The sequence below is a fragment of the Mesorhizobium sp. M0938 genome, from assembly GCF_040319125.1.
GTDB lineage: Bacteria > Pseudomonadota > Alphaproteobacteria > Rhizobiales > Rhizobiaceae > Mesorhizobium > Mesorhizobium robiniae.
The window spans coordinates 423,068-441,003 of sequence record NZ_JAMYNS010000004.1; the positions used below are offsets into that span (position 1 = coordinate 423,068).

Below are 17,936 nucleotides of genomic sequence, written 5' to 3' on the forward strand. Positions count from 1 at the left end.
GCTAGGTCGTGCGCATGGACGGTATGACCAAGGCGGAAGTCGACAAGGTCGAGCGGATCGCGCTCGACGCCAAGCCCATACGTCCGCGCGACGCCGCGACGCTGATCCTGCTTGACCGCAAGGGCGACGAGTTCCAGGTGTTGATGGGCCGGCGCCACGCCCGTCATGCCTTCATGCCGGGGAAATTCGTCTTTCCTGGTGGCCGCACCGATCCTGCCGACAGCCGAATCCCCGTCGCCACCGCGTTGCACCCCGAGGAACAAACGAGGCTGACCGCCGGCGTTGGCCGCATCAGTCCGGCCCGCGCCCGCGCCATCGCCCTGTCGGCGATCCGCGAGACCTATGAGGAGGCAGGCCTGTTGATCGGCCGGAAAGGCGCCTTCGCGACGAGCAGGCGCGATTGGCAAGGGTTTGCCGAACACAGCGTAAAACCTTCTCTGGAAGCGCTGCGCTTCATCGCGCGTGCCATCACGCCGCCGAACCGCGTGCGGCGCTTCGACACGCGCTTCTTCAGCGCCTGGCGCGAAGACGTCGCCGTGGAACTGCCGGACGGCGGCCCGACCAACGAGCTGGAGGAACTGGTCTGGCTGCCGCTCGCCAAGGCCAGGCGGGCCGATATTCCCGACATCACCAGGGCGATCCTCGAAGAGCTGGAGAAGCGGCTCGTCGACGATCCGCTGCTGCGCCCCGGCGGTTCCGTGCCGTTCTACCGGCTTGTCCGCAATCGCTTCGTCCGCGAAATTCTGTAAAGCATAGAGCATTCACATCCCATGACGGTCGATACCCAGCAAGAGGTCGAAGAACGCGTACACTGGCTGCCGATGATCGCTGCGATCTCGTCGATCAGCGTCGTCGGCATTGCCATCGGCCTCGGCATGCCGCTGCTCAGCGTCATCCTCGAAACGCGCGGCCATTCCGCGTCGATGATCGGCTTCAACACCGCTGTCGCCGGGTTCGCCTCGATCGCTGGCGCACCGCTCGCCACCCCGCTCGCCATGCGATTCGGCGTCGCCTGGACGATGCTGGCCATGATCGCCACGGGAGTGCTGGCCTTTGTCGGCTTCCATTTCGCGCCGGACTTCTGGATGTGGTTCCCGCTGCGCATCCTGCTGCACATCGCGCTGACGGTGCTGTTCATCCTGTCGGAATTCTGGATCAGCACCTCGGCGCCGCCGCACCGGCGCGGCCTGGTCCTCGGTATCTACGCCACCGTGCTGTCGCTCGGCTTTGCCGCCGGGCCGTGGCTGTTCTCCCATCTCGGCAGCACCGGCTTCCTGCCCTTCGGCGTCATCATGGCACTGGTGACGCTGGCCGCCATTCCGGTTCTGGCCGCCCGCAACGAGAGCCCGACGATTGTCTCCAATGGCGAGACCAGCAACTTCCTGCGCTACATCTGGTTGGTGCCGACGGCGACCGCCGCGGTGCTGGTATTCGGCGCGGTCGAGACCGGCGGCTTTGCGCTGTTCCCGATCTATGGCAGCCGCATCGGTTACTCAGAGGCCGACGCCGCCCTCCTGCTCACCATGATCGGTCTCGGCAACGTGCTGTTGCAGATCCCGCTCGGCATGATCAGCGACCGTGTCAGCGACCGTCGTTACCTGCTTCTGGCTTGTGCAACCATCGGGCTTGCCGGCACCATCTTCATGCCCCACTTCGCGCAGAATTGGCACCTGATGGCGGCGCTTCTGTTCGTCTGGGGCGGCGTGGTAGCAGCGATGTACACGATCGGCCTCGCCCATCTCGGCTCCCAGCTTTCCGGCCACGAACTGGCCTCCGCCAACGCCGCCTTCGTGCTCTGCTACGGTGTCGGCATGGTGCTCGGCCCGCAAGCGATCGGCATCGGCATGGACCTTTTCGGCCCCTCGGGCTTCGGCTGGGCGCTCGGCGTGTTCTTCGCCTTCTATATCGCGCTGGTCGGCATCAGGCTCGTCCGAAAAATCCTTTAGAAAGGGCCGATCGATGCCTCGTGGCGAGAGGCTGCTGACATAACCGTGTCAGCAGCACCTGGATAGATTGTCAGCACCACCACCACTACGCTGAGGATGCCATCATGATCGACTCCGGGTTTGAAACGATATCGGTACGGATGGAATTGCTGCTGCTTGTGACCTTTCAAGCGCCGGCCTCCGATGTCGACCGCATCATGGAAGCGGTGGTCGCTATCGCGCCGCTCACCATGGGCAAATACGACAGCAATGCCTATCAGTCGGCGCACGGCATCGAGCGCTACCGGCCGCTCGAAGGCGCGGCCGCCGGCGCCGAGACGGAATTGCGCCGACGGCATGGCACGGTGGAAGTGTCGTTCGAATTGCCCGACGACCAGGCATTGGCTGCCCGTATTGTCGAAGCGATATTCCAGGCCCACAGCTATCAAGAGCCCGTGATCCGCATTCAACCGATCCTTGCCAGCCGCTCCAAGGGATTGGACGACCGCTCCAACCCGAACCGCTGGTGGAACACCACGGGAGACTGGAAGAAGGTGGCTCCGCCGGTTAGGGAAGACGCATAGTCAGGAACGTTGCTGGCTGATATTCTGGTGCGGCACGTAAGAGACTGCGCCGAAGCCTCGCGGGGTTGACTTTCCGGGCGCGTTCTTTATGTGTCGCGCCAAGTTTCCCGCGTCCGGGTGTTTCCCCGTGCTCCAGCGGCTAGAACTCCACGAACATAACGGACGAACAACATGGCCAAAGCCGCAAACATCAAGATCAAGCTTCTGTCGACCGCCGACACCGGTTTCTTCTACGTGACCAGCAAGAACAGCCGCACCAAGACGGACAAGCTGTCGTTCCGCAAATACGATCCGGTCGCCAAGAAGCACGTCGAGTTCAAGGAAACCAAGATCAAGTAATCTGGTTTTCCTCCGCAACACCGAAACGCCGTCCCATGGGGCGGCGTTTTGGTTTTCAAGGCTTAGAAAAGTCCGAAATTTCCAATGCTTAGCCCCAAGGCTTAGCGCAGAGTCTCGATGTCATTTTGGAAAGAGGGGGCCGGTCGGCGTTTGGCAGCGGTACGAGGAGGCCACTATGTGCCAGCGCCGGCCGGCCGACCCCACGGACCCAGGAGATGCGGCGGACCTGAATCATGGGGTATTCTTCGGATCGACCCGGCGATCTACCCTCGCGCCGGTTCCGTCATTGGTCTGCACATTTGCGCAACGGCCTGTGAAAATCAACAATTTCTTAACCAAGCCCTGCGAATCGCTTGCGTTAAGGTAAATTCGTAACCCTGTCGCACCGACTGGATAATCGGCGCTAAGCCGCCTTGGCGACAACGCGATTGCGGCCGGCGCTCTTGGCTTCATAGAGCGCGAGGTCTGCGCGTTTCATCAGCCCGGCAACCGAGTCCAAGCCCTTCAGCACCGAAGAGACGCCGACGCTGACGGTAACCTCGATGGTCTTGCCGTCGTGACCGACTGCAAACGGCATCTGGGCGATTTCGGCGCGAATGCGCTCCGCGACCTTTTCGGCGACTGCGCCGTCCGTGTCCGGCATCACCACCACGAACTCCTCGCCACCGAAGCGGCAGGCGAGATCGATGCCGCGCACATTCTTGCGCAGCCGCCGAGCGAATTCGCGCAGCACCTCGTCGCCGCCGTCGTGACCATGCGCATCGTTGATGGTCTTGAAGCGGTCGAGATCGGTGATCATCATCGACAGCGGCCGCCGCCGCGCCACGGCGCGGTCGAACAACGTCTGCAGATGGCTGTCCAGATAACGGCGATTGTGCAATCCCGTCAGGGCGTCGGTCACCGCCATCTCGATGGTCTGGGTAACGCTGGCGCGCAGCTGGTCGTTGTAGCGCTTGCGGCGCACCTGCGTGCGCAGCCGAGCCGTCAGCTCCTGCTGGTCGATCGGCCGCATCAGATAGTCGTTGATGCCGAGTTCGAGGCCGCGGATGATACGCCCCTCCTCACCTTCCTGCGCCAGAAGGATGATCGGCAGGAAACGAGTACGATCGAGCGAACGCAGTTGCGAGCAGAGCCTAAGCGGATCGAAGTCCGCAAAGGCCGTCGAGATCATCACGCATTCATAGGACGTCTCGGCCGCCTGGAAGAAGCCGGCATGTGGATCTGTGGCAATGTCCAGATCGGCGCTGCCGCGCAGCATTTTCTGGATGCGCTCGATGGAGGGCTTGCGCTCGTCGATCAGCAGAACCTTCGGCGTGGTGTCTGCCGATGCGAAGTTGCGGCTCAACAGCTCCTCGATACCGATGTTGCGCGTGGTCGAGGCGCGGAGGCGCAGTTCGTCCGTTAACGACTTCAGCCTGACTAGGCTTTTGACGCGCGTCATCAATTGCAGATCATTGACCGGCTTGGTCAGAAAATCGTCGGCACCGGCCTCGAGGCCGCGCACCCGGTCCGAAACCTGGTCGAGCGCCGTGATCATGACGACGGGGATGTGCGACGTCGCCGGATCGCTCTTCAGCCGCCGGCAGACCTCGAACCCGTCCATGTCGGGCATCATCACGTCGAGCAGTACGACATCGACCTTGCCGTTTTCGCAGGTCTCGATCGCGTCCAGCCCGTTGGTGGCGGTCAGCACCTCGAAATATTCGGCAAGCAATCGGACCTCGAGCAGCCTCACATTGGCAGGGATATCGTCGACGACGAGGATCCGCGCAGTCATCTCATGAAGCTCCGGCTCGGCTGGAAGGGCGCATCAGGCATCGCCCAGGTAAGATTTGATGGTTTCGATGAAACGCGGCACCGAGATCGGCTTGGAAATATAGGCTTCGCAACCACCCTGGCGGATGCGTTCCTCATCGCCCTTCATTGCGAATGCCGTGACGGCAATGACCGGTATGACATGGAGGTCGTCGTCCTCCTTCAGCCATTTGGTCACTTCCAGCCCCGACACTTCGGGCAGCTGGATGTCCATCAAAATGAGGTCCGGCCTGTGCAGCCGCGCCAGATCCAGCGCTTCCAGGCCGTTGCGCGTGCGTACCGTCTCGTAACCGCTCGCTTCGATGAGGTCCCGGAAGAGCTTCATGTTGAGCTCATTGTCCTCGACGATCATGACCTTCTTAGGCATCGATTTCCCGTCCCGGCCCGCCTTCCGCTCGAAGGTTGCCGTCATGCGCCCTCGCCGGCACGCACCAAACCCTACTCGACTCTACGGCAATATAATTGACGAAACGGAAACCGACTGCCGGAAAAGCTTCGGATTTCACCTCGAACACCGCATTGCAGAGGCAGATGGCTTGCCGCAGGCGACGCTTGCGATTACTGCCAAAAAGAGACTCATTCCACCGCACAAGAAGGTAGTGATGGCAAACGCAGCGTCAATGCGCGAGGAAGCGGAAACCATTGCCGTGAAGGCATTGGGCTTCGTCGCCGCCGATCCGGAACTTCTGCCCCGTTTCCTGGCGATCACCGGCATCGAGGCGCATTCCATCCGCCAGGCAGCCGGCGAGCCGGGGTTCCTGGCCGGCGTGCTGCAGTTCATCCTCGCTCATGAGCCGACGCTCATGCGGTTCGCCGAGGAAACCGGCACGCCGCCGGCTTCCGTCGGCAAGGCGTTGCGGGCGCTGCCGCTTGGCGACGACAATCATGAGCATTCCATATGAGCGACGATCCCGAAACTGCGCGGCAAATCGAGGAACTGGCCGCCGACGACCGGCCGCTGTTGGTGCTTGATGTCGACGACGTCGTGCTCGAATTCATCAGGCCGTTTCCGCATTTTCTTCAAGCACGCGGCTTCGGCTTGACCTTTGCCTCCTTCCGCCTGACCGGCAACATCGCCGAACAGGCGAGCGGCCGGTTGGTCGAGCAGGCGGAGGTGACCGCACTTCTGGACGAGTTCTTCCATGCGCAGGCCGACTGGCAAAGCATAACCGACGGCGCCGCCGAGGCGCTGACCACACTCGGCGACCGCGCCGAGATCGTCATGCTGACGGCCATGCCACACAAGCATCGCGCGGTTCGCCGCGCCCATCTCGATGCCCTCGGGCTGACCTATCCGCTCTTGACCACCGAAATGGCAAAGGGTCCAGCGGTGGCCAAGCTACGTGGGAACAAGGGCCGGCCGGTCGCCTTCGTCGACGACCAGCCGAACAATCTGGTATCGACGCGCAATTCGGTCGCCGATGCCCATCTCTTCCATCTGATGGCCGAGAATTCGATGCGCGCCTTCCTGCCACCGATGCCCGACGACATCGTTGTGGTCGAGGACTGGCGCGAAGCCGCGCCGAAGATCGCGGCGGCGCTCGGATTGTAAGGCGCACAAACGGCCAGTGCAGACCATGCCGTCACAGGCGCTGTGGCGTCGGTGCGATAGCGTCAGGTCGCCTTCTTCGGTATGACGGCGCAAGCGGCGCGGGCATTGAGTAGGCCCCAGCCGAAGACGGCGTCCTTGCCCGGCGCGCCGAGATCTTCCGCCGATTTGCCGAGTGCGTCATGAATGTCGGCTGGCGTGGCGTTGCTGTTTGCCGACATCATCAACGCCGCTGCGGCGGCAACAAACGGCGCCGCGAAAGAGGTGCCGGTCTTCGACCGGGCGCCGCTGACAGAAGCGGCGGTCCACACTTCGACACCGGGGGCGGCCAGGTCGATATGCTCGCCGCGGCCGGCACGCCTGTAGGGACGTTTCATGCGATCAACCGCCGTCACCGCGATCACATCCGCGTATGCCGCCGGATAGGACGGTCCGGCCCTTGGACCGCCATTGCCGGCGGCGGCGACGATCACCATGCCGCGTTCTGCAAGTCTTCGGACAAACTGCTCAAGAAGCGCATTCGCAGGACCTGACAGGCTCATATTCGTCACCTGCACGCCGCGCATGGAAAGAAGATCGAGCGCGCGAAGAAGATCATAGGCGTCCGAGCGGTCATCCTGGCGATTGCCCCGGTGAAACGCATCGATCGCGATAAGCCTGGCGTGCGGCAGGAGGCCTGGGGTGCGGCTGTCGGCGCCACCGACGAGCAGGGCCGCGACGGCGGTGCCGTGCTGGCGGCCGGACTCGGGAAAGCCGTCGTCCGACAGGCGAAGAACTTCGACCCGGCCTTTCGCGAGGGCGGCATGCGCGGGATTGATCGCCGTGTCGATGAGGCCGATCGTGACATTGCCGCCGCAGCCGGCGGGAAGACCGATATGGGCCGGCCAGCCGATCAGGCCGGCGGCGGCGCAGTGAGGTCCGGCACATTCGGCTTCTTGTCCGGGCCGGTAGTAATGCACGAAATCTGCTGTCGACCGCGGAGCGGCGTCGATGACAAGATCGCGCGCAGCCTCCAGCGGCGTATTGGGTGGTATGCGCAGCCGGACCAACTCCGACCCCAGAAGCTGGATGTCGGCGCGGTCCAGGACGGTGAAGCCCGTTGCCTGAAGCCGACCGATTTCAGCCGAACTCAGCCCGGTGGCCACGATCTGGTCCGGCGCCCGAGACGGCAAAGGGACGACGGGCCGTTGCGCGCGCCTGCCGCCGCCGCGTCTTGGCGGTCGCGGAAGAAACCGATCGGTCAGTGTGCGAAACGGTCGGGTCGACCAGCGAGGAACCGTTCCCGAACGATCAGAGGACGAGCTAGATCGACCGTCGCCGTCATCGTCACCACCATCATCACCACCGCCACCATCGTCATCGGCGAACGCCGATTTCGGTCCAAACTCGCCGAACGCCATCTGGCCGCTCGGCGCCTGGGGATCGACCAGCAACGCGACAGCTACCCAGAACGCCAGCAGGGCTTTTGGTCTCAGCCATGAGGTGTCGCTCATAATCTCCCTTCCGGCCGTTGCCGATTTTCAACATCGCGAGGCTAGCGGACCCATCCGGCAATAAGCTAGCGTTGCGAGGAACGGGCGCGGGGCCGCTTTATTCCAGAGCTTGGAGCAACATGCCGGAAAAAACCGACCGCGTCCAAGATCAGCTTGTCGCCTTTCTCCCGAATCTGCGGCGGTTCGCGATTGCGCTCTGCCGGTCCCGCGACTTGGCGGACGACCTTGTCCAGCGAGCTTGCGAGCGGGCGCTCGCCAACGAGCAGAGCTTCGAGCGGGGGACGCGCTTCGACGCCTGGATGTTCAAGATTCTCCGAAATCTGTGGATCGACGACATCCGCAAGCGCAAGACAGCCGGCCCGCAGGAAGATATCGACGGGCGCCATGACATCGCCGGCGTTTCCGGCGAGCGCGAGATGGAAGCGCGGCTGGCGCTGAACAGCGTGGCGCAAGCCATCGGCGAGCTCGCCGACGATCAGCGCGACGTGCTGCTTCTGGTCTGTGTCGAAGAGCTTTCCTACAAGGAAGCCGCGGAAGTTCTTGCCGTGCCAATCGGGACGGTGATGAGCAGGCTGGCCCGGGCGAGGAAGAATCTGGCGGACGCCACTGGAATATCCATGGCTCCCACCCGTTCTGCGGTCACAAAAGGGGCTAGCAAATGACCGAGGAGATTTTTTCGGACGAGATCCTGATGCAGTTCGCCGACGGTGAGCTTGATCCCGACATGGCCGCCAGGATCGAGCGGGCGATGGAAACCGACGACCGTCTGGTTACCAGGGTCGCTATGTTCATCGAAACCAGAGCGCAGGCGCAGGTCGCGCTGAAGCCGCTGCTCGACGAGCCGGTTCCCGAAAAACTTGTCGCGGCCGTCGAGCAGATGATCGAGGCCAGGCGCGCCGGCGAGAGGACGGCATCGGTATTGCCCTTCGGCGGCGGGCGGATAGCGGGACCTCGATCCAGGTCTCAATGGATGCTGCCAATTGCCGCCTCTCTCGCGGCCGTCGTCGGCGCGCTCGCAGGGTATTGGGCTGCAGGCACCAACGAACGCGCACAGGGCGGGCTGTGGGTTGCCGGCGTCATCAGGCCAGCCCTCGGCCAAGCCCTTGAAACGGTCGAATCCGGGAAGGAAATCAGGCTCGCCGGGATTAGCGACCGGTTCCGGGCTATCGCCACCTTCCGCAACAATTCGCAGGATTTGTGCCGCGAATTCGAGGTCGACTCTCAGAACCGCTCCACGGTCGTGTCGGTCGCCTGCCGTTCCGGCGACGAATGGCGCGTCAGCTTCGCGGTCGTAGCGCCCGGCGACGCCGGAGGGTACGCCCCGGCTTCGTCGACCGAAGCCCTCGACGCTTATCTCTCGGCGATCGAAGCAGGCGCGCCGATGTCAGCCGAGGAGGAAGTTCAAGCGCTGACCGAGGTCCGTCAGAAGGATCGGAAGTGAAGCTGCGGCGGCCGGCTTGCTCCTGAATGGAATAAAGCCGGCAATCGCCCGTTACTCCGCCGGACCGCAACTGCCGGTCCAGTCTGAAACAAGGAGTAACTACCATGACAAGATACTGGAAACTCAAGTCGACACTGGTCGCAGGAATGGCAGCGCTCGCGAGCACGGCGGCGCAGGCGAAGGAGTATCCGGCGCCCCTGGAAACCGAGCGTCCGCCGGCCGCAATGACCAGCCAAAGCGACGGTTCCTTCATCGTCGCGGGCAACAGTTCGTCAAATTCGAGCTCCAATTCGTCGAGCAACGGTTCATCGAATTCCAGCTCTAATTCGTCGAGCAATTCGAGCTCGAACTCTTCGTCCAACGGTTCGTCGAATTCCAGCTCCAATTCGTCGAGCAACTCGAATTCGAACTCATCGTCGAACAGCTCCTCCAATTCGAACTCGAATGGTTCGGATCGCGGGTGGTCGCGCACCTGGCGGTCGCGCTAGAGCAACGGACTTCAGAGGTAGAGCGGCAGTACGCTTCGATCTGAAAATCCGCTCTATCGATCCAAAAAGAAACGGGGCCCCAGCGGCCCCGTTTCGCATTCTTCTCCGAGAAAAAGTCTAACGGGCTGCGCGGGCCCATTTGCGATACCAGCCTTCGCTCGCAATCGTGTTGCGGTAGACGGTTTCGCGCTCCGTCGCCTCGCCGCCGGTTTCCGCCCGGATCTCCGCCTTCAGTGCCGCGCCTTCGCGGCGGATCGGAATGACCTGGACGAGCGGCGTTCCCTTTTCGATGACGTAGAGGCCGTCTGGCGCGGTCGCAAAGAACGGAAAATGGATGTGGGCTGCATAGGTGTCGGTATCGACAATGCCGGCGACGCATTCGAAAGGCTGAGCCGGCCTGTTGAGCGGCGGCAGGAACAAGGAACTCCATCCCGGCGGAGTACGGATCGACCAGTAGTTGTGAAACTTGCAAGGCGGACCCGGTTCCTTCGGGTTGCCGGCGACCTGATGGGCGCCATGATTGCTCACCATAGTCCTGTCGAACTCCCAGCCGGCATCGACCGTGCGGCCGCCATTCTTGATCTCAAGGCGGACGGTCGCTGCGAGCGGCAGGATCCAGCCGGTCGTCATCGCATCGAGAAACGGCATGCAGCGCTTGATAGTGAGGCCATTGTTGGTAGCTGACGCATGCTGCGAATCGACCGCCGGCAATTTGCGGAACCAGTCCGGCAGGACCGTCTTGGCCGCCACTGGCGGGGCGATGACGCCATGGTCTTCCGGCCGGCAGAGAAACCGGATCGAACGAGAGGTCTGGGAAAAATGAAACATCGATAGCCTCCATGGAAAATCCGAGGAGGAACGAACCGCAGAAGGATTTATTCCTGCTGATCGCATTGTATCGGCAAGGCCGTCCATTGGCGCCGTCTCGTCAGCCCATGCAGGCCGGCCATCATGGTTCAAGCGACTGCCGCGACAACGGCGCGCAAGCTCGCAGCTAAAGCACCAATCGCATCAGCGGCCGGCCGGCCTTGCGCTCGACCAGCCTCTCGAAACCGGCTTTTTCGAAGACCCGCGACGAGCCGACGAACAGCCCGATCGAACGCGAATCCTTCGACAGGTCGATCGGACACGCCTCGACCAGCCGCGCGCCGTTCTGGCGGGCAAATTCGATACCGCCTTCGACCAGGCGATGACTGACGCCCCTGCCGCGCGCCTTGACGCGGATGAAGAAGCAGGAAATCGCCCAGACGCCGGGATCCGTGGCGTCAGCGGGATCGACCGGTGCCGATCCCCTGCCCTTATTGTTCCATTCGGGCACGTCGGCGCGCGGGCCGATCTGCATCCAGCCGACCGCCTTGCCATCTTCGAACGCCAGCAGGCCCGGCGGCGGCCCGGCCTCGATCCGCGCCCTGATGTGGTCCTTGTTCCGTTCCCGGTTGCTGGCGCGGCGCGTTGCCGGCGACAGCCGGAAATGCGTGCACCAGCAGCCGTAGCAGGCACCTTGCTTACCAAAAAGATCTTCGAAATCCGCCCAAAGCTCGGGCACCAGTGGCGCTATGGTCGTATTCATGATCTCTCTCCCGGCCCGCCGCTTGTCGTGGCGTCCGTCCTGACGTACCATTGCATTTGTTCTCTTTATGTTCGCAGCGATGGCGGCCTCTGTCAACAATCCCGATCACGGTTTTTGCCGCGACTGCCTGAGCTTCCAGCGCAGCGAGGCACGGCGCTGCGAACGCTGCGGCAGCCCACGGCTAGCCCGCCATCGGGAGCTCTACCGGCTGCATCTTGCCCATATCGATTGCGACGCCTTTTACGCGGCGGTCGAGAAGCGCGACAACCCGGCCCTGAAAGATCGGCCGTTGATCATCGGCGGCGGCAAGCGCGGCGTCGTATCCACCGCTTGCTACATCGCCCGCATCCACGGGGTGCGCTCGGCAATGCCGATGTTCAAAGCGCTCGAAGCCTGTCCGGAAGCGGTCGTCATCCCGCCGAACATGGAAAAATATGCACGCGTTGGCCGTGAGGTGCGCGCCATGATGCAGGCGCTGACGCCGTTGGTCGAACCGATATCCATCGATGAGGCATTCCTCGACCTTGCCGGCACCGAGCGCCTGCACGGCCTGCCGGCTGCGGTGGTGCTGGCACGCTTCGCGCTCGGCGTGGAGAAGGAGATCGGCATCACCGTTTCAGCAGGACTTTCCTACTGCAAGTTCCTGGCCAAGGTGGCGTCGGACTTCCGCAAGCCGCGCGGCTTTTCGGTGATCGGCGAGGCCGAAGCGTCAGGCTTTCTGGCCGAGCAGCCGGTGACGCTGATCTGGGGGGTGGGAAAAGCCTTCGCCGCCACGCTTGAACGGGACGGCATCCGGATGATTGGCCAGCTGCAGCGCATGGAGCGCAGCGACCTGATGCGCCGCTACGGCGTGATGGGCGACCGGCTCTATCATCTTTCACGCGGCGAGGACGAACGCCGCGTCCATCCCGACCAGGACGCAAAAAGCGTCTCGGCGGAGACCACCTTCGACACCGACATCGCTTCCCTGGATGAATTGGTTTCGGTGCTGAGAGCACTGTCGGAAAAGGTTTCGGGGCGGCTGAAGAAATCCGGCATTGCCGGGCGCACCGTCGTGCTGAAGCTGAAGACCCAGGATTTCAAGACCCGTACGCGCAACCGCCAGCTTGCCGACCCGACACGGCTGGCCGACCGCATTTTTTCGACCGGGCTCGAGCTGCTGCGCAAGGAGGCGAACGGCACAAGATACCGGCTGCTCGGTATCGGTGTCAGCGACCTCTCGAACGACGAAAAGGCCGATCCGCCAGACCTCGTCGACATCCAGTCGCGCAAGCGCGCGATGGCCGAAGGCGCCATCGATACGCTGCGCGACAAGTTCGGCCGCAAGGCGGTGGAGACGGGCTATACCTTCGGCAAGGGCAGCAATGCCCACCCGCCCGAGCCGATTGAGGACTAGCGTCTGACGCTTGGTACCCCCAATGCGGAATACCTGTTGGGCCCGAAGCTTGGAGAATGTCGCAAAACTTGATTTACGCGATGTCGCAAAAGCCGGGTGTGAAACTGTCGCTTTAATCGGGAGTTTTGCGAATCCTAGACTGACGCATACGACTAAAAAAACCGTCCGTGGTAATGGTCACTCATGCCTTCGATACCGCTTCCATTCGTCATCTCCATTGTTCTTTGCCTCATCTTGGTGCGGATGATCCGGCAGGGAGAACGGAAACTATGGCTGTTTCCTCTGCTCGTCGCCACTTTTGCCGCTCAGGCAGTCTTGTCGGGACTGAACTGGAACGTTGGCTGGGATCCGGCCCGTTTTATTCAGCCAGTCGTCGCGGCGGTCCTTCCCGCGCTCACCTTTGCAGCTTTCGACCAGCTCCGTCGCAATAGGCTTGTAAGACCCACCGACATACTGCCGCACCTGGTACCGGCGAGCATCGTTGCAATTCTCGTCGCCTTCTGGCGCGCACCAATCGATATCGTTCTCTTTGCCATCTACCTCGGATATGGTCTTGCGCTTCTAAGGGTTGCCCGGAAGGGGCCGGGCGCTCTTTCCGCCGTACGTATCACCGATGAATGGACCGCACATAAAGCACTCGTCGCAGTGGCCATCATGCTTGTTGTGACAGCCTTAATCGACGCAATAGTGTCGCTCGATCTCGTCCTTGGTGATGGCCAGCAGGCGCGAACGCTTCTAAGCGTTGCGAGCGTTCTATGGTTGGCGGTCGCCGGTTATGCCGCCACGGTCGCAGACAATGCTCATCCCGACAATGAGACAAATTCCTCTGCGGACGACTTCGCCTCCTCCTCCGCATTGCCAGCGTCAACAAGCATCGAGGACGACGAAGCAATAGCAGGCCGGGTCGATGCTCTAATGCGGGAGCAACATCTTTATCGCGATCCGGATTTGACGCTGGAGCGTCTTGCACGACGTGCCGGCATCCCGGGACGCCAGATTTCCGGCGCTCTGAACCGGATTCACGGCCGCAACGTCTCACAACTTGTGAATGAATACCGGGTCAGCGATGCCAAACGACGGCTGGTCACGACACGCGATCCGGTGACCGTCATCATGCTGGAATCTGGTTTCGGCACAAAATCGAACTTCAATCGGGAATTCCTACGCGTCACAGGCATGACGCCGAGCAGCTATCGGCGCAAGGGCGGCGAGACATCTCCCGCGCCCGATGCGCGAACGGAAGCGCCCGCCTCGTAGCCCTTTGCCCTCCGGCCAAAGTCATCGCACGAAACGACCTGAATCGCGATCTCGAACGTCCAAGATCGTGTTAGAGGGCGCGCCGTGTTCTCTTTTGGGCAAGTTTCAGCCTGACCCCACGCTCGTCTCCGTCAGCATAAAATCAGAATGCGGATGAAGATCAGCAGCGTGCCGAGGATGAAGGCCATACGAGGAAATCCTATGAAATTGTTGATAAAACTCGCGACATTGCTTTGCGGCATCATCTCTCCCATGCTGATGGCGCATCACTCGGCTTCTGCCAGCGAATTTGTCGGTGTGCGCCAGATTGTGGCTCCCTCCAAAGAGCGAGGCAGCGATCTTGCCGTGACCGTTTGGTATCCGGCGGACCCAGGCGGCAAACCTGTCACGCTTGGCGAGAGCGTATTTTTCGTGGGAACGGACGCCATGGCCGAAGCCCCGATCTCGCGCGGAAAATATCCACTGATCTTGCTATCCCATGGCGCTGGCTTGGGAGGAACTCCGCAAGCTATGAGTTGGATTGCAACGCCATTGGCGAAACAGGGGTTCATCGTGTTGGCTCCTACTCATCCCGGGAACGCCGGGGCGAACAGATCAGCAGCAGAGACGATGAAGCTTTGGCTGAGGCCTGCCGATATCACAGCGACCTTGGATGCGATCGAGAAGGATGCGCCTTTTAAGGAAAGCCTCGAAGCCGGCAGGGTCGGCGCACTCGGGCTTTCGGCGGGCGGAAACACTGTTTTGGCGCTTGTCGGCGCTCGTATCGACCCAATCCGTCTGGCAAGCTACTGCGACACCGACGCCCTCAATCCCTCGCTTTGCGGTTGGGTAAGGCAAAGCGGCGTTGATCTTCACGCCATGGATATGAAGCTGGCTGGTCGGAACAATGAAGACAGAAAAATTCAGTTTGCCATGGCGATTGATCCTGCGCCGGTGGACGTGTTTCAGACCAATACGTTTTCGGAGGTTTCCATTCCTGTCGAGATCGTGAACCTTGGCCGACCAGGAAAGATCCCTCGGACCGCGCTCGCTTCCGGGATAGCTAAGGCCATTCCGGAGGGTAAGTATTCCACGATCGAGGATGCGAGCCATTACAGCATGTTTGGCGTATGCAAACCCGGCGCGGCCGAGATCGCTGATTCCGAAAAGATCGGAGATCGCATCTGCTCGGACGGAGGAGGACACCCCGCCTCGAAATTCATAAGCAGTTGGTCAATATGGTCACTGAGGCTTTTGATCGAGCGCTGAAGACGGAACATTGATGGGCAGCATGGTTTCGCAAAATCCTGAATTCGCGAGAGTTTTGCCTTGGCCATCCAATGAGTGGTTTGCCTATCGCAAAGTGAGAGTTTCGCGACTGATTTTTGCGACAACCGCAAGGACTGCTAGCCACCCCGAGCCGTCTTTCGCGTCAGGTACCAAGCGTCAGATTTTCACAACTGGCTAGACCATGATCCCGAACCGGAGAGCCGCGTAAGCGAAAAGTGGAAAACCGGTTTTCCGAAGAGATCATGCCAGACGAGAAGATCAAGTGCGCCGCAAATCGATCCGGCTGGTCATCACGCGCTCGCCGGTTTTCGGGTCGACGTCGATAACGGTCAGCCGCATGCCGTCCTCGCCGTTCTTCTCGACCGTCATTTGCGCCGTGCGATCGCCATTGACCTCCTTCGCCCAGCGAATGCCGAGATTTATGGCATTGCCCGAGCGCCTGCCGCTGAGTTGTGCTGGCCCGGTGCGGGATCCGACATAGGTGCCGGTGTACTTCGTCCCGCTGGACTTCAGGTCGGCGCTGATGGCGCGCGTCACCACGACGAGACCGCGGCAGGTGCCGTCCAGCGACAATGAGTTCGATGTCGCGTCGGAACTGAAGCGGCAGGAGACGTTCACCGTCGGTGCCTCGGTGGTTACCTTGACAGTCCCCTTCCCGGTAAAATTGCCCTGGAACGAGCGGAGAAAATCGGCTTCGTCGGCGTGAGCCGCGCCAGCTGCAGCCGTCAGGCAGCCGGCAAGTGCAAATGGTGCAAATGATTTCATCGAATCTCTCCTCGTTGAGATCGGAAACAAGGCACTTCCTTCTGGGATCAATACTGAGAATCAACGCCTGCCGCCATGGCAGGTTCCGCCTTCAACATGACTGTTTTGCAACGCGCAGCATCTGGCCCAGCCGAATGCATCGCCTTAGCGGTTGCAGTGAAAGTCCGGGCTTGCGACATAGCGCGCATGGCACCCTCACCCTCGATCCCCAAGGCCGCGTTCTGGATGGCGCTGTCGGTCGCCTCGTTTCTAGCGATGTCGGTCGCCGGTCGCGCCACGACCGCCGAGCTGAACGTTTTCCAGGTGGTGGAGCTGCGCTCGGTGATCGGCTTTTTCATACTCCTGCCGCTGGTGATGATGTCAGGCGGCTTTGCTGCGATGCGCACGAAACGACCCATCGCCCATATCGCCCGCAACGTTATTCACTATACAGGTCAGGCAGCCTGGCTTTACGCTCTGACGCTGATCCCGCTGGCCGTACTCATCTCGATCGAATTCACGACGCCGATCTGGACGGCCATTCTGGCGGTCGGCTTTCTTGGCGAAAGACTAAGCCGGCCAAGACTCGCGGCCATCGTGCTCGGATTGATCGGCGTGATGATCATCGTCCGTCCGGGCGTTGGCTCCGTCGATCCGGGACATGTCATCGTGCTAGGTGCCGCGGTCTGCTTCGGTATATCAGTGGTTCTGGTCAAATCGCTGACGCGGACGGACAGCGTCGTGTGCATCATCTTCTGGATGCTGGTCATCCAGTCGGTGCTCGGTCTTGCCCCGGCGCTCTACCAATGGCGCAATCCGCCGCTCGAACTGTGGCCGTGGATCCTGCTGATCGGCTTCACCGGCATGTCGTCGCATTTCTGCATGGCCCGCGCGCTTGCCTATGCCGACGCGACCGTCATCTCGCCGATGGATTTTTTACGCGTGCCACTGTCGGCGCTGATCGGCTGGCTGCTCTATCAGGAGCAGATCGACGCCTTCACCGCCGGCGGCGCCTTGCTGATCCTGATGGGCAATCTGCTCAACCTGCAGAAGAAAGCCACCAAACCTGCGGAAGTGGCAGCGTCTTAGCGTTTGCTGCCAAGCGTCTTTGTTTGGCGCCCGACAAAACGCGTCAAAGCAAAGAGCCAGAGGGCTGTTTTGTCTCACAAAAACCGCGCTCTAGCCTCGCGTTTCAGTCGCCTTCGTCGGGTATCTTGAGGAGATGCCCGCAGGCCTTGCAGTGGACGGCGTCGGGCTCGTGTCGTTGAAGGCCGCATTGCGGGCACGGGAAGAAGACCTTGGCGGGCCGGAAAAGCGCCTGCGCCAGCCTGACGAACAGCGATATGCCGATGATCATGGTGACGATGGCGGTGAGCTTGCCGGCTATTCCAGGCAGGACGATGTCGCCGAAACCGGTCGTGGTCACGGTGGCGACGGTGAAATAGAGCGCGTCGACATAGCCTTCGAGACCGGCCCCGGTGCGGAAGAAGAAGGTGTAGACGAAACCGGTGACGACAAACAGGAATGTCAGGAGATTGATGACTGCGTGGCTCGCCTCGCGCCATTTTTTGAGGCCGCGCATCTCGAAATGCCGCCACAGGGAGCCGCTGCGCGACAGCGACCACAGCCGCAATATGCGCAGGAACCCCAGATTGGCCAGCGCCGAAGGCATCAGCAGCGTCAGCAGGATAAAGGCGTCGACCCACGACGTCGGCTGTTTCATCAGGCGCAGCATGTCGTTTGAGGCAAGCAGCCGTGCAATCATGTCGGCGGCGACAAGTGCTGCGACCGAATAGTCAAGCCAGAGGAACGAAGACGACTCCTGGATCACAGGTGTGGCGATGAAGAAGGCGATGATGGCAAGGTCGATGATGATCGCCGCCAGTTGGAACCGGAAAGCCGCGGGCGTGCGCCCGTGATAAAGCTTGCGCAACGTATCGCGCAGCCGTGCCAAGGCTGAAAACTCCTGCGCTCCGTCCTTGTCTGCCGCCTTCATGACAACTGCGATAACGTTCGCTGCGACAGCCGTCCAGTGGGCAGAGCAGCGGAAGCCGCCGTTGGTTGAG

The 17,936-nt window shown here is 61.6% G+C and carries 18 protein-coding genes and 1 pseudogene; 12 read left to right on the top strand and 7 right to left on the bottom strand.

What is annotated here, in order from left to right; translation table 11 throughout:
- Positions 1–14: 14 nt before the first annotated feature.
- From NKH73_RS09695 to rpmG, 4 genes are all read left to right on the top strand, one after another.
- Positions 15–749, top strand: a complete 735-nt coding sequence (locus NKH73_RS09695; protein WP_352930660.1) for an NUDIX hydrolase — start codon at positions 15–17, stop codon at positions 747–749.
- Positions 750–770: 21 nt separating this feature from the next.
- Complete coding sequence (locus NKH73_RS09700; protein ID WP_352930662.1) at positions 771–1,946, top strand: MFS transporter; 1,176 nt, start codon at positions 771–773, stop codon at positions 1,944–1,946.
- Positions 1,947–2,050: 104 nt separating this feature from the next.
- Positions 2,051–2,509 carry a YqfO family protein gene (locus NKH73_RS09705; RefSeq protein WP_352930664.1) on the top strand — a complete coding sequence of 153 codons (459 nt, stop codon included), beginning with the start codon at positions 2,051–2,053 and terminating at the stop codon, positions 2,507–2,509.
- Between the two features lie 171 nt (positions 2,510–2,680).
- A complete protein-coding gene (rpmG, locus tag NKH73_RS09710) occupies positions 2,681–2,848 on the top strand; it encodes a 50S ribosomal protein L33 (RefSeq protein WP_006201775.1) in 168 nt (55 codons plus the stop codon).
- 403 nt (positions 2,849–3,251) lie between these two features.
- On the opposite strand, the gene NKH73_RS09715 is transcribed toward rpmG, so the two are convergent.
- Positions 3,252–4,625 (bottom strand): PleD family two-component system response regulator, encoded by a 1,374-nt coding sequence (locus NKH73_RS09715; RefSeq protein ID WP_352930666.1) that lies wholly within the window; start codon positions 4,623–4,625, stop codon positions 3,252–3,254.
- 33 nt (positions 4,626–4,658) lie between these two features.
- The gene (locus NKH73_RS09720) at positions 4,659–5,015 is read right to left on the bottom strand and encodes a response regulator (protein WP_281035461.1); all 357 of its coding nucleotides are present in this window, start codon (positions 5,013–5,015) and stop codon (positions 4,659–4,661) included.
- 250 nt (positions 5,016–5,265) lie between these two features.
- Here NKH73_RS09720 and NKH73_RS09725 point away from each other — a divergent pair, with 250 nt between their 5' ends.
- Entirely contained in the window at positions 5,266–5,565 is a 300-nt protein-coding gene (locus NKH73_RS09725) for a DUF3572 domain-containing protein (RefSeq protein ID WP_128242743.1), read from the top strand.
- Entirely contained in the window at positions 5,562–6,215 is a 654-nt protein-coding gene (locus NKH73_RS09730) for a hypothetical protein (protein ID WP_352930669.1), read from the top strand. Before NKH73_RS09725 ends, NKH73_RS09730 begins: the two co-directional genes overlap by 4 nt.
- Before the next feature lie 62 nt (positions 6,216–6,277).
- On the opposite strand, the gene NKH73_RS09735 is transcribed toward NKH73_RS09730, so the two are convergent.
- Positions 6,278–7,705, bottom strand: coding sequence for a S8 family serine peptidase (locus NKH73_RS09735; RefSeq protein WP_352930671.1), 1,428 nt, complete (start codon positions 7,703–7,705; stop codon positions 6,278–6,280).
- A gap of 119 nt (positions 7,706–7,824) precedes the next feature.
- On the opposite strand from NKH73_RS09735, the gene NKH73_RS09740 reads away from it, so the two are divergent.
- Both NKH73_RS09740 and NKH73_RS09745 read left to right on the top strand, forming a co-directional pair.
- Positions 7,825–8,367 (top strand): RNA polymerase sigma factor, encoded by a 543-nt coding sequence (locus NKH73_RS09740; protein WP_352930672.1) that lies wholly within the window; start codon positions 7,825–7,827, stop codon positions 8,365–8,367.
- Positions 8,364–9,146 (top strand): anti-sigma factor family protein, encoded by a 783-nt coding sequence (locus NKH73_RS09745; RefSeq protein ID WP_352930674.1) that lies wholly within the window; start codon positions 8,364–8,366, stop codon positions 9,144–9,146. The genes NKH73_RS09740 and NKH73_RS09745 overlap by 4 nt, the downstream gene beginning before the upstream one ends.
- Before the next feature lie 605 nt (positions 9,147–9,751).
- Here NKH73_RS09745 and NKH73_RS09750 read toward each other — a convergent pair.
- Both NKH73_RS09750 and NKH73_RS09755 read right to left on the bottom strand, forming a co-directional pair.
- Positions 9,752–10,462, bottom strand: a complete 711-nt coding sequence (locus NKH73_RS09750; RefSeq protein ID WP_352930676.1) for a DUF6065 family protein — start codon at positions 10,460–10,462, stop codon at positions 9,752–9,754.
- A 166-nt stretch (positions 10,463–10,628) separates the two neighbouring features.
- Positions 10,629–11,204, bottom strand: a complete 576-nt coding sequence (locus NKH73_RS09755; RefSeq protein ID WP_352930678.1) for a GNAT family N-acetyltransferase — start codon at positions 11,202–11,204, stop codon at positions 10,629–10,631.
- A 67-nt stretch (positions 11,205–11,271) separates the two neighbouring features.
- Here NKH73_RS09755 and NKH73_RS09760 point away from each other — a divergent pair, with 67 nt between their 5' ends.
- The 3 genes and pseudogenes from NKH73_RS09760 (at position 11,272) to NKH73_RS09770 (ending at position 15,119) form a co-directional block, all read left to right on the top strand.
- Positions 11,272–12,600 (top strand): DNA polymerase IV, encoded by a 1,329-nt coding sequence (locus NKH73_RS09760; protein ID WP_352930680.1) that lies wholly within the window; start codon positions 11,272–11,274, stop codon positions 12,598–12,600.
- A gap of 183 nt (positions 12,601–12,783) precedes the next feature.
- A complete protein-coding gene (locus NKH73_RS09765) occupies positions 12,784–13,857 on the top strand; it encodes a helix-turn-helix domain-containing protein (RefSeq protein WP_352930681.1) in 1,074 nt (357 codons plus the stop codon).
- 201 nt (positions 13,858–14,058) lie between these two features.
- Positions 14,059–15,119, top strand: a pseudogene (locus tag NKH73_RS09770) (alpha/beta hydrolase family protein).
- Between the two features lie 265 nt (positions 15,120–15,384).
- On the opposite strand, the gene NKH73_RS09775 reads toward NKH73_RS09770, so the two are convergent.
- A complete protein-coding gene (locus NKH73_RS09775) occupies positions 15,385–15,891 on the bottom strand; it encodes a hypothetical protein (RefSeq protein ID WP_352930683.1) in 507 nt (168 codons plus the stop codon).
- A gap of 186 nt (positions 15,892–16,077) precedes the next feature.
- On the opposite strand from NKH73_RS09775, the gene NKH73_RS09780 reads away from it, so the two are divergent.
- A complete protein-coding gene (locus NKH73_RS09780) occupies positions 16,078–16,959 on the top strand; it encodes a DMT family transporter (RefSeq protein ID WP_352930685.1) in 882 nt (293 codons plus the stop codon).
- Between the two features lie 103 nt (positions 16,960–17,062).
- Here the strand turns inward: NKH73_RS09780 and NKH73_RS09785 are convergent, their stop codons facing one another.
- Positions 17,063–17,866, bottom strand: coding sequence for a potassium channel family protein (locus NKH73_RS09785; protein ID WP_352930687.1), 804 nt, complete (start codon positions 17,864–17,866; stop codon positions 17,063–17,065).
- Positions 17,867–17,936: the final 70 nt, after the last annotated feature.

Excerpts from the sequence above, each read along its gene's own strand:
- NKH73_RS09695 (WP_352930660.1), top strand. The coding sequence starts at position 15 with ATGGACGGTATGACCAAGGCGGAAGTCGACAAGGTCGAGCGGATCGCG.
- NKH73_RS09700 (WP_352930662.1), top strand. The coding sequence starts at position 771 with ATGACGGTCGATACCCAGCAAGAGGTCGAAGAACGCGTACACTGGCTG.
- NKH73_RS09705 (WP_352930664.1), top strand. The coding sequence starts at position 2,051 with ATGATCGACTCCGGGTTTGAAACGATATCGGTACGGATGGAATTGCTG.
- rpmG (WP_006201775.1), top strand. The coding sequence starts at position 2,681 with ATGGCCAAAGCCGCAAACATCAAGATCAAGCTTCTGTCGACCGCCGAC.
- NKH73_RS09715 (WP_352930666.1), bottom strand. The coding sequence starts at position 4,625 with ATGACTGCGCGGATCCTCGTCGTCGACGATATCCCTGCCAATGTGAGG.
- NKH73_RS09720 (WP_281035461.1), bottom strand. The coding sequence starts at position 5,015 with ATGATCGTCGAGGACAATGAGCTCAACATGAAGCTCTTCCGGGACCTC.
- NKH73_RS09725 (WP_128242743.1), top strand. The coding sequence starts at position 5,266 with ATGGCAAACGCAGCGTCAATGCGCGAGGAAGCGGAAACCATTGCCGTG.
- NKH73_RS09730 (WP_352930669.1), top strand. The coding sequence starts at position 5,562 with ATGAGCGACGATCCCGAAACTGCGCGGCAAATCGAGGAACTGGCCGCC.
- NKH73_RS09735 (WP_352930671.1), bottom strand. The coding sequence starts at position 7,705 with ATGAGCGACACCTCATGGCTGAGACCAAAAGCCCTGCTGGCGTTCTGG.
- NKH73_RS09740 (WP_352930672.1), top strand. The coding sequence starts at position 7,825 with ATGCCGGAAAAAACCGACCGCGTCCAAGATCAGCTTGTCGCCTTTCTC.
- NKH73_RS09745 (WP_352930674.1), top strand. The coding sequence starts at position 8,364 with ATGACCGAGGAGATTTTTTCGGACGAGATCCTGATGCAGTTCGCCGAC.
- NKH73_RS09750 (WP_352930676.1), bottom strand. The coding sequence starts at position 10,462 with ATGTTTCATTTTTCCCAGACCTCTCGTTCGATCCGGTTTCTCTGCCGG.
- NKH73_RS09755 (WP_352930678.1), bottom strand. The coding sequence starts at position 11,204 with ATGAATACGACCATAGCGCCACTGGTGCCCGAGCTTTGGGCGGATTTC.
- NKH73_RS09760 (WP_352930680.1), top strand. The coding sequence starts at position 11,272 with ATGTTCGCAGCGATGGCGGCCTCTGTCAACAATCCCGATCACGGTTTT.
- NKH73_RS09765 (WP_352930681.1), top strand. The coding sequence starts at position 12,784 with ATGCCTTCGATACCGCTTCCATTCGTCATCTCCATTGTTCTTTGCCTC.
- NKH73_RS09775 (WP_352930683.1), bottom strand. The coding sequence starts at position 15,891 with ATGAAATCATTTGCACCATTTGCACTTGCCGGCTGCCTGACGGCTGCA.
- NKH73_RS09780 (WP_352930685.1), top strand. The coding sequence starts at position 16,078 with ATGGCACCCTCACCCTCGATCCCCAAGGCCGCGTTCTGGATGGCGCTG.
- NKH73_RS09785 (WP_352930687.1), bottom strand. The coding sequence starts at position 17,866 with ATGAAGGCGGCAGACAAGGACGGAGCGCAGGAGTTTTCAGCCTTGGCA.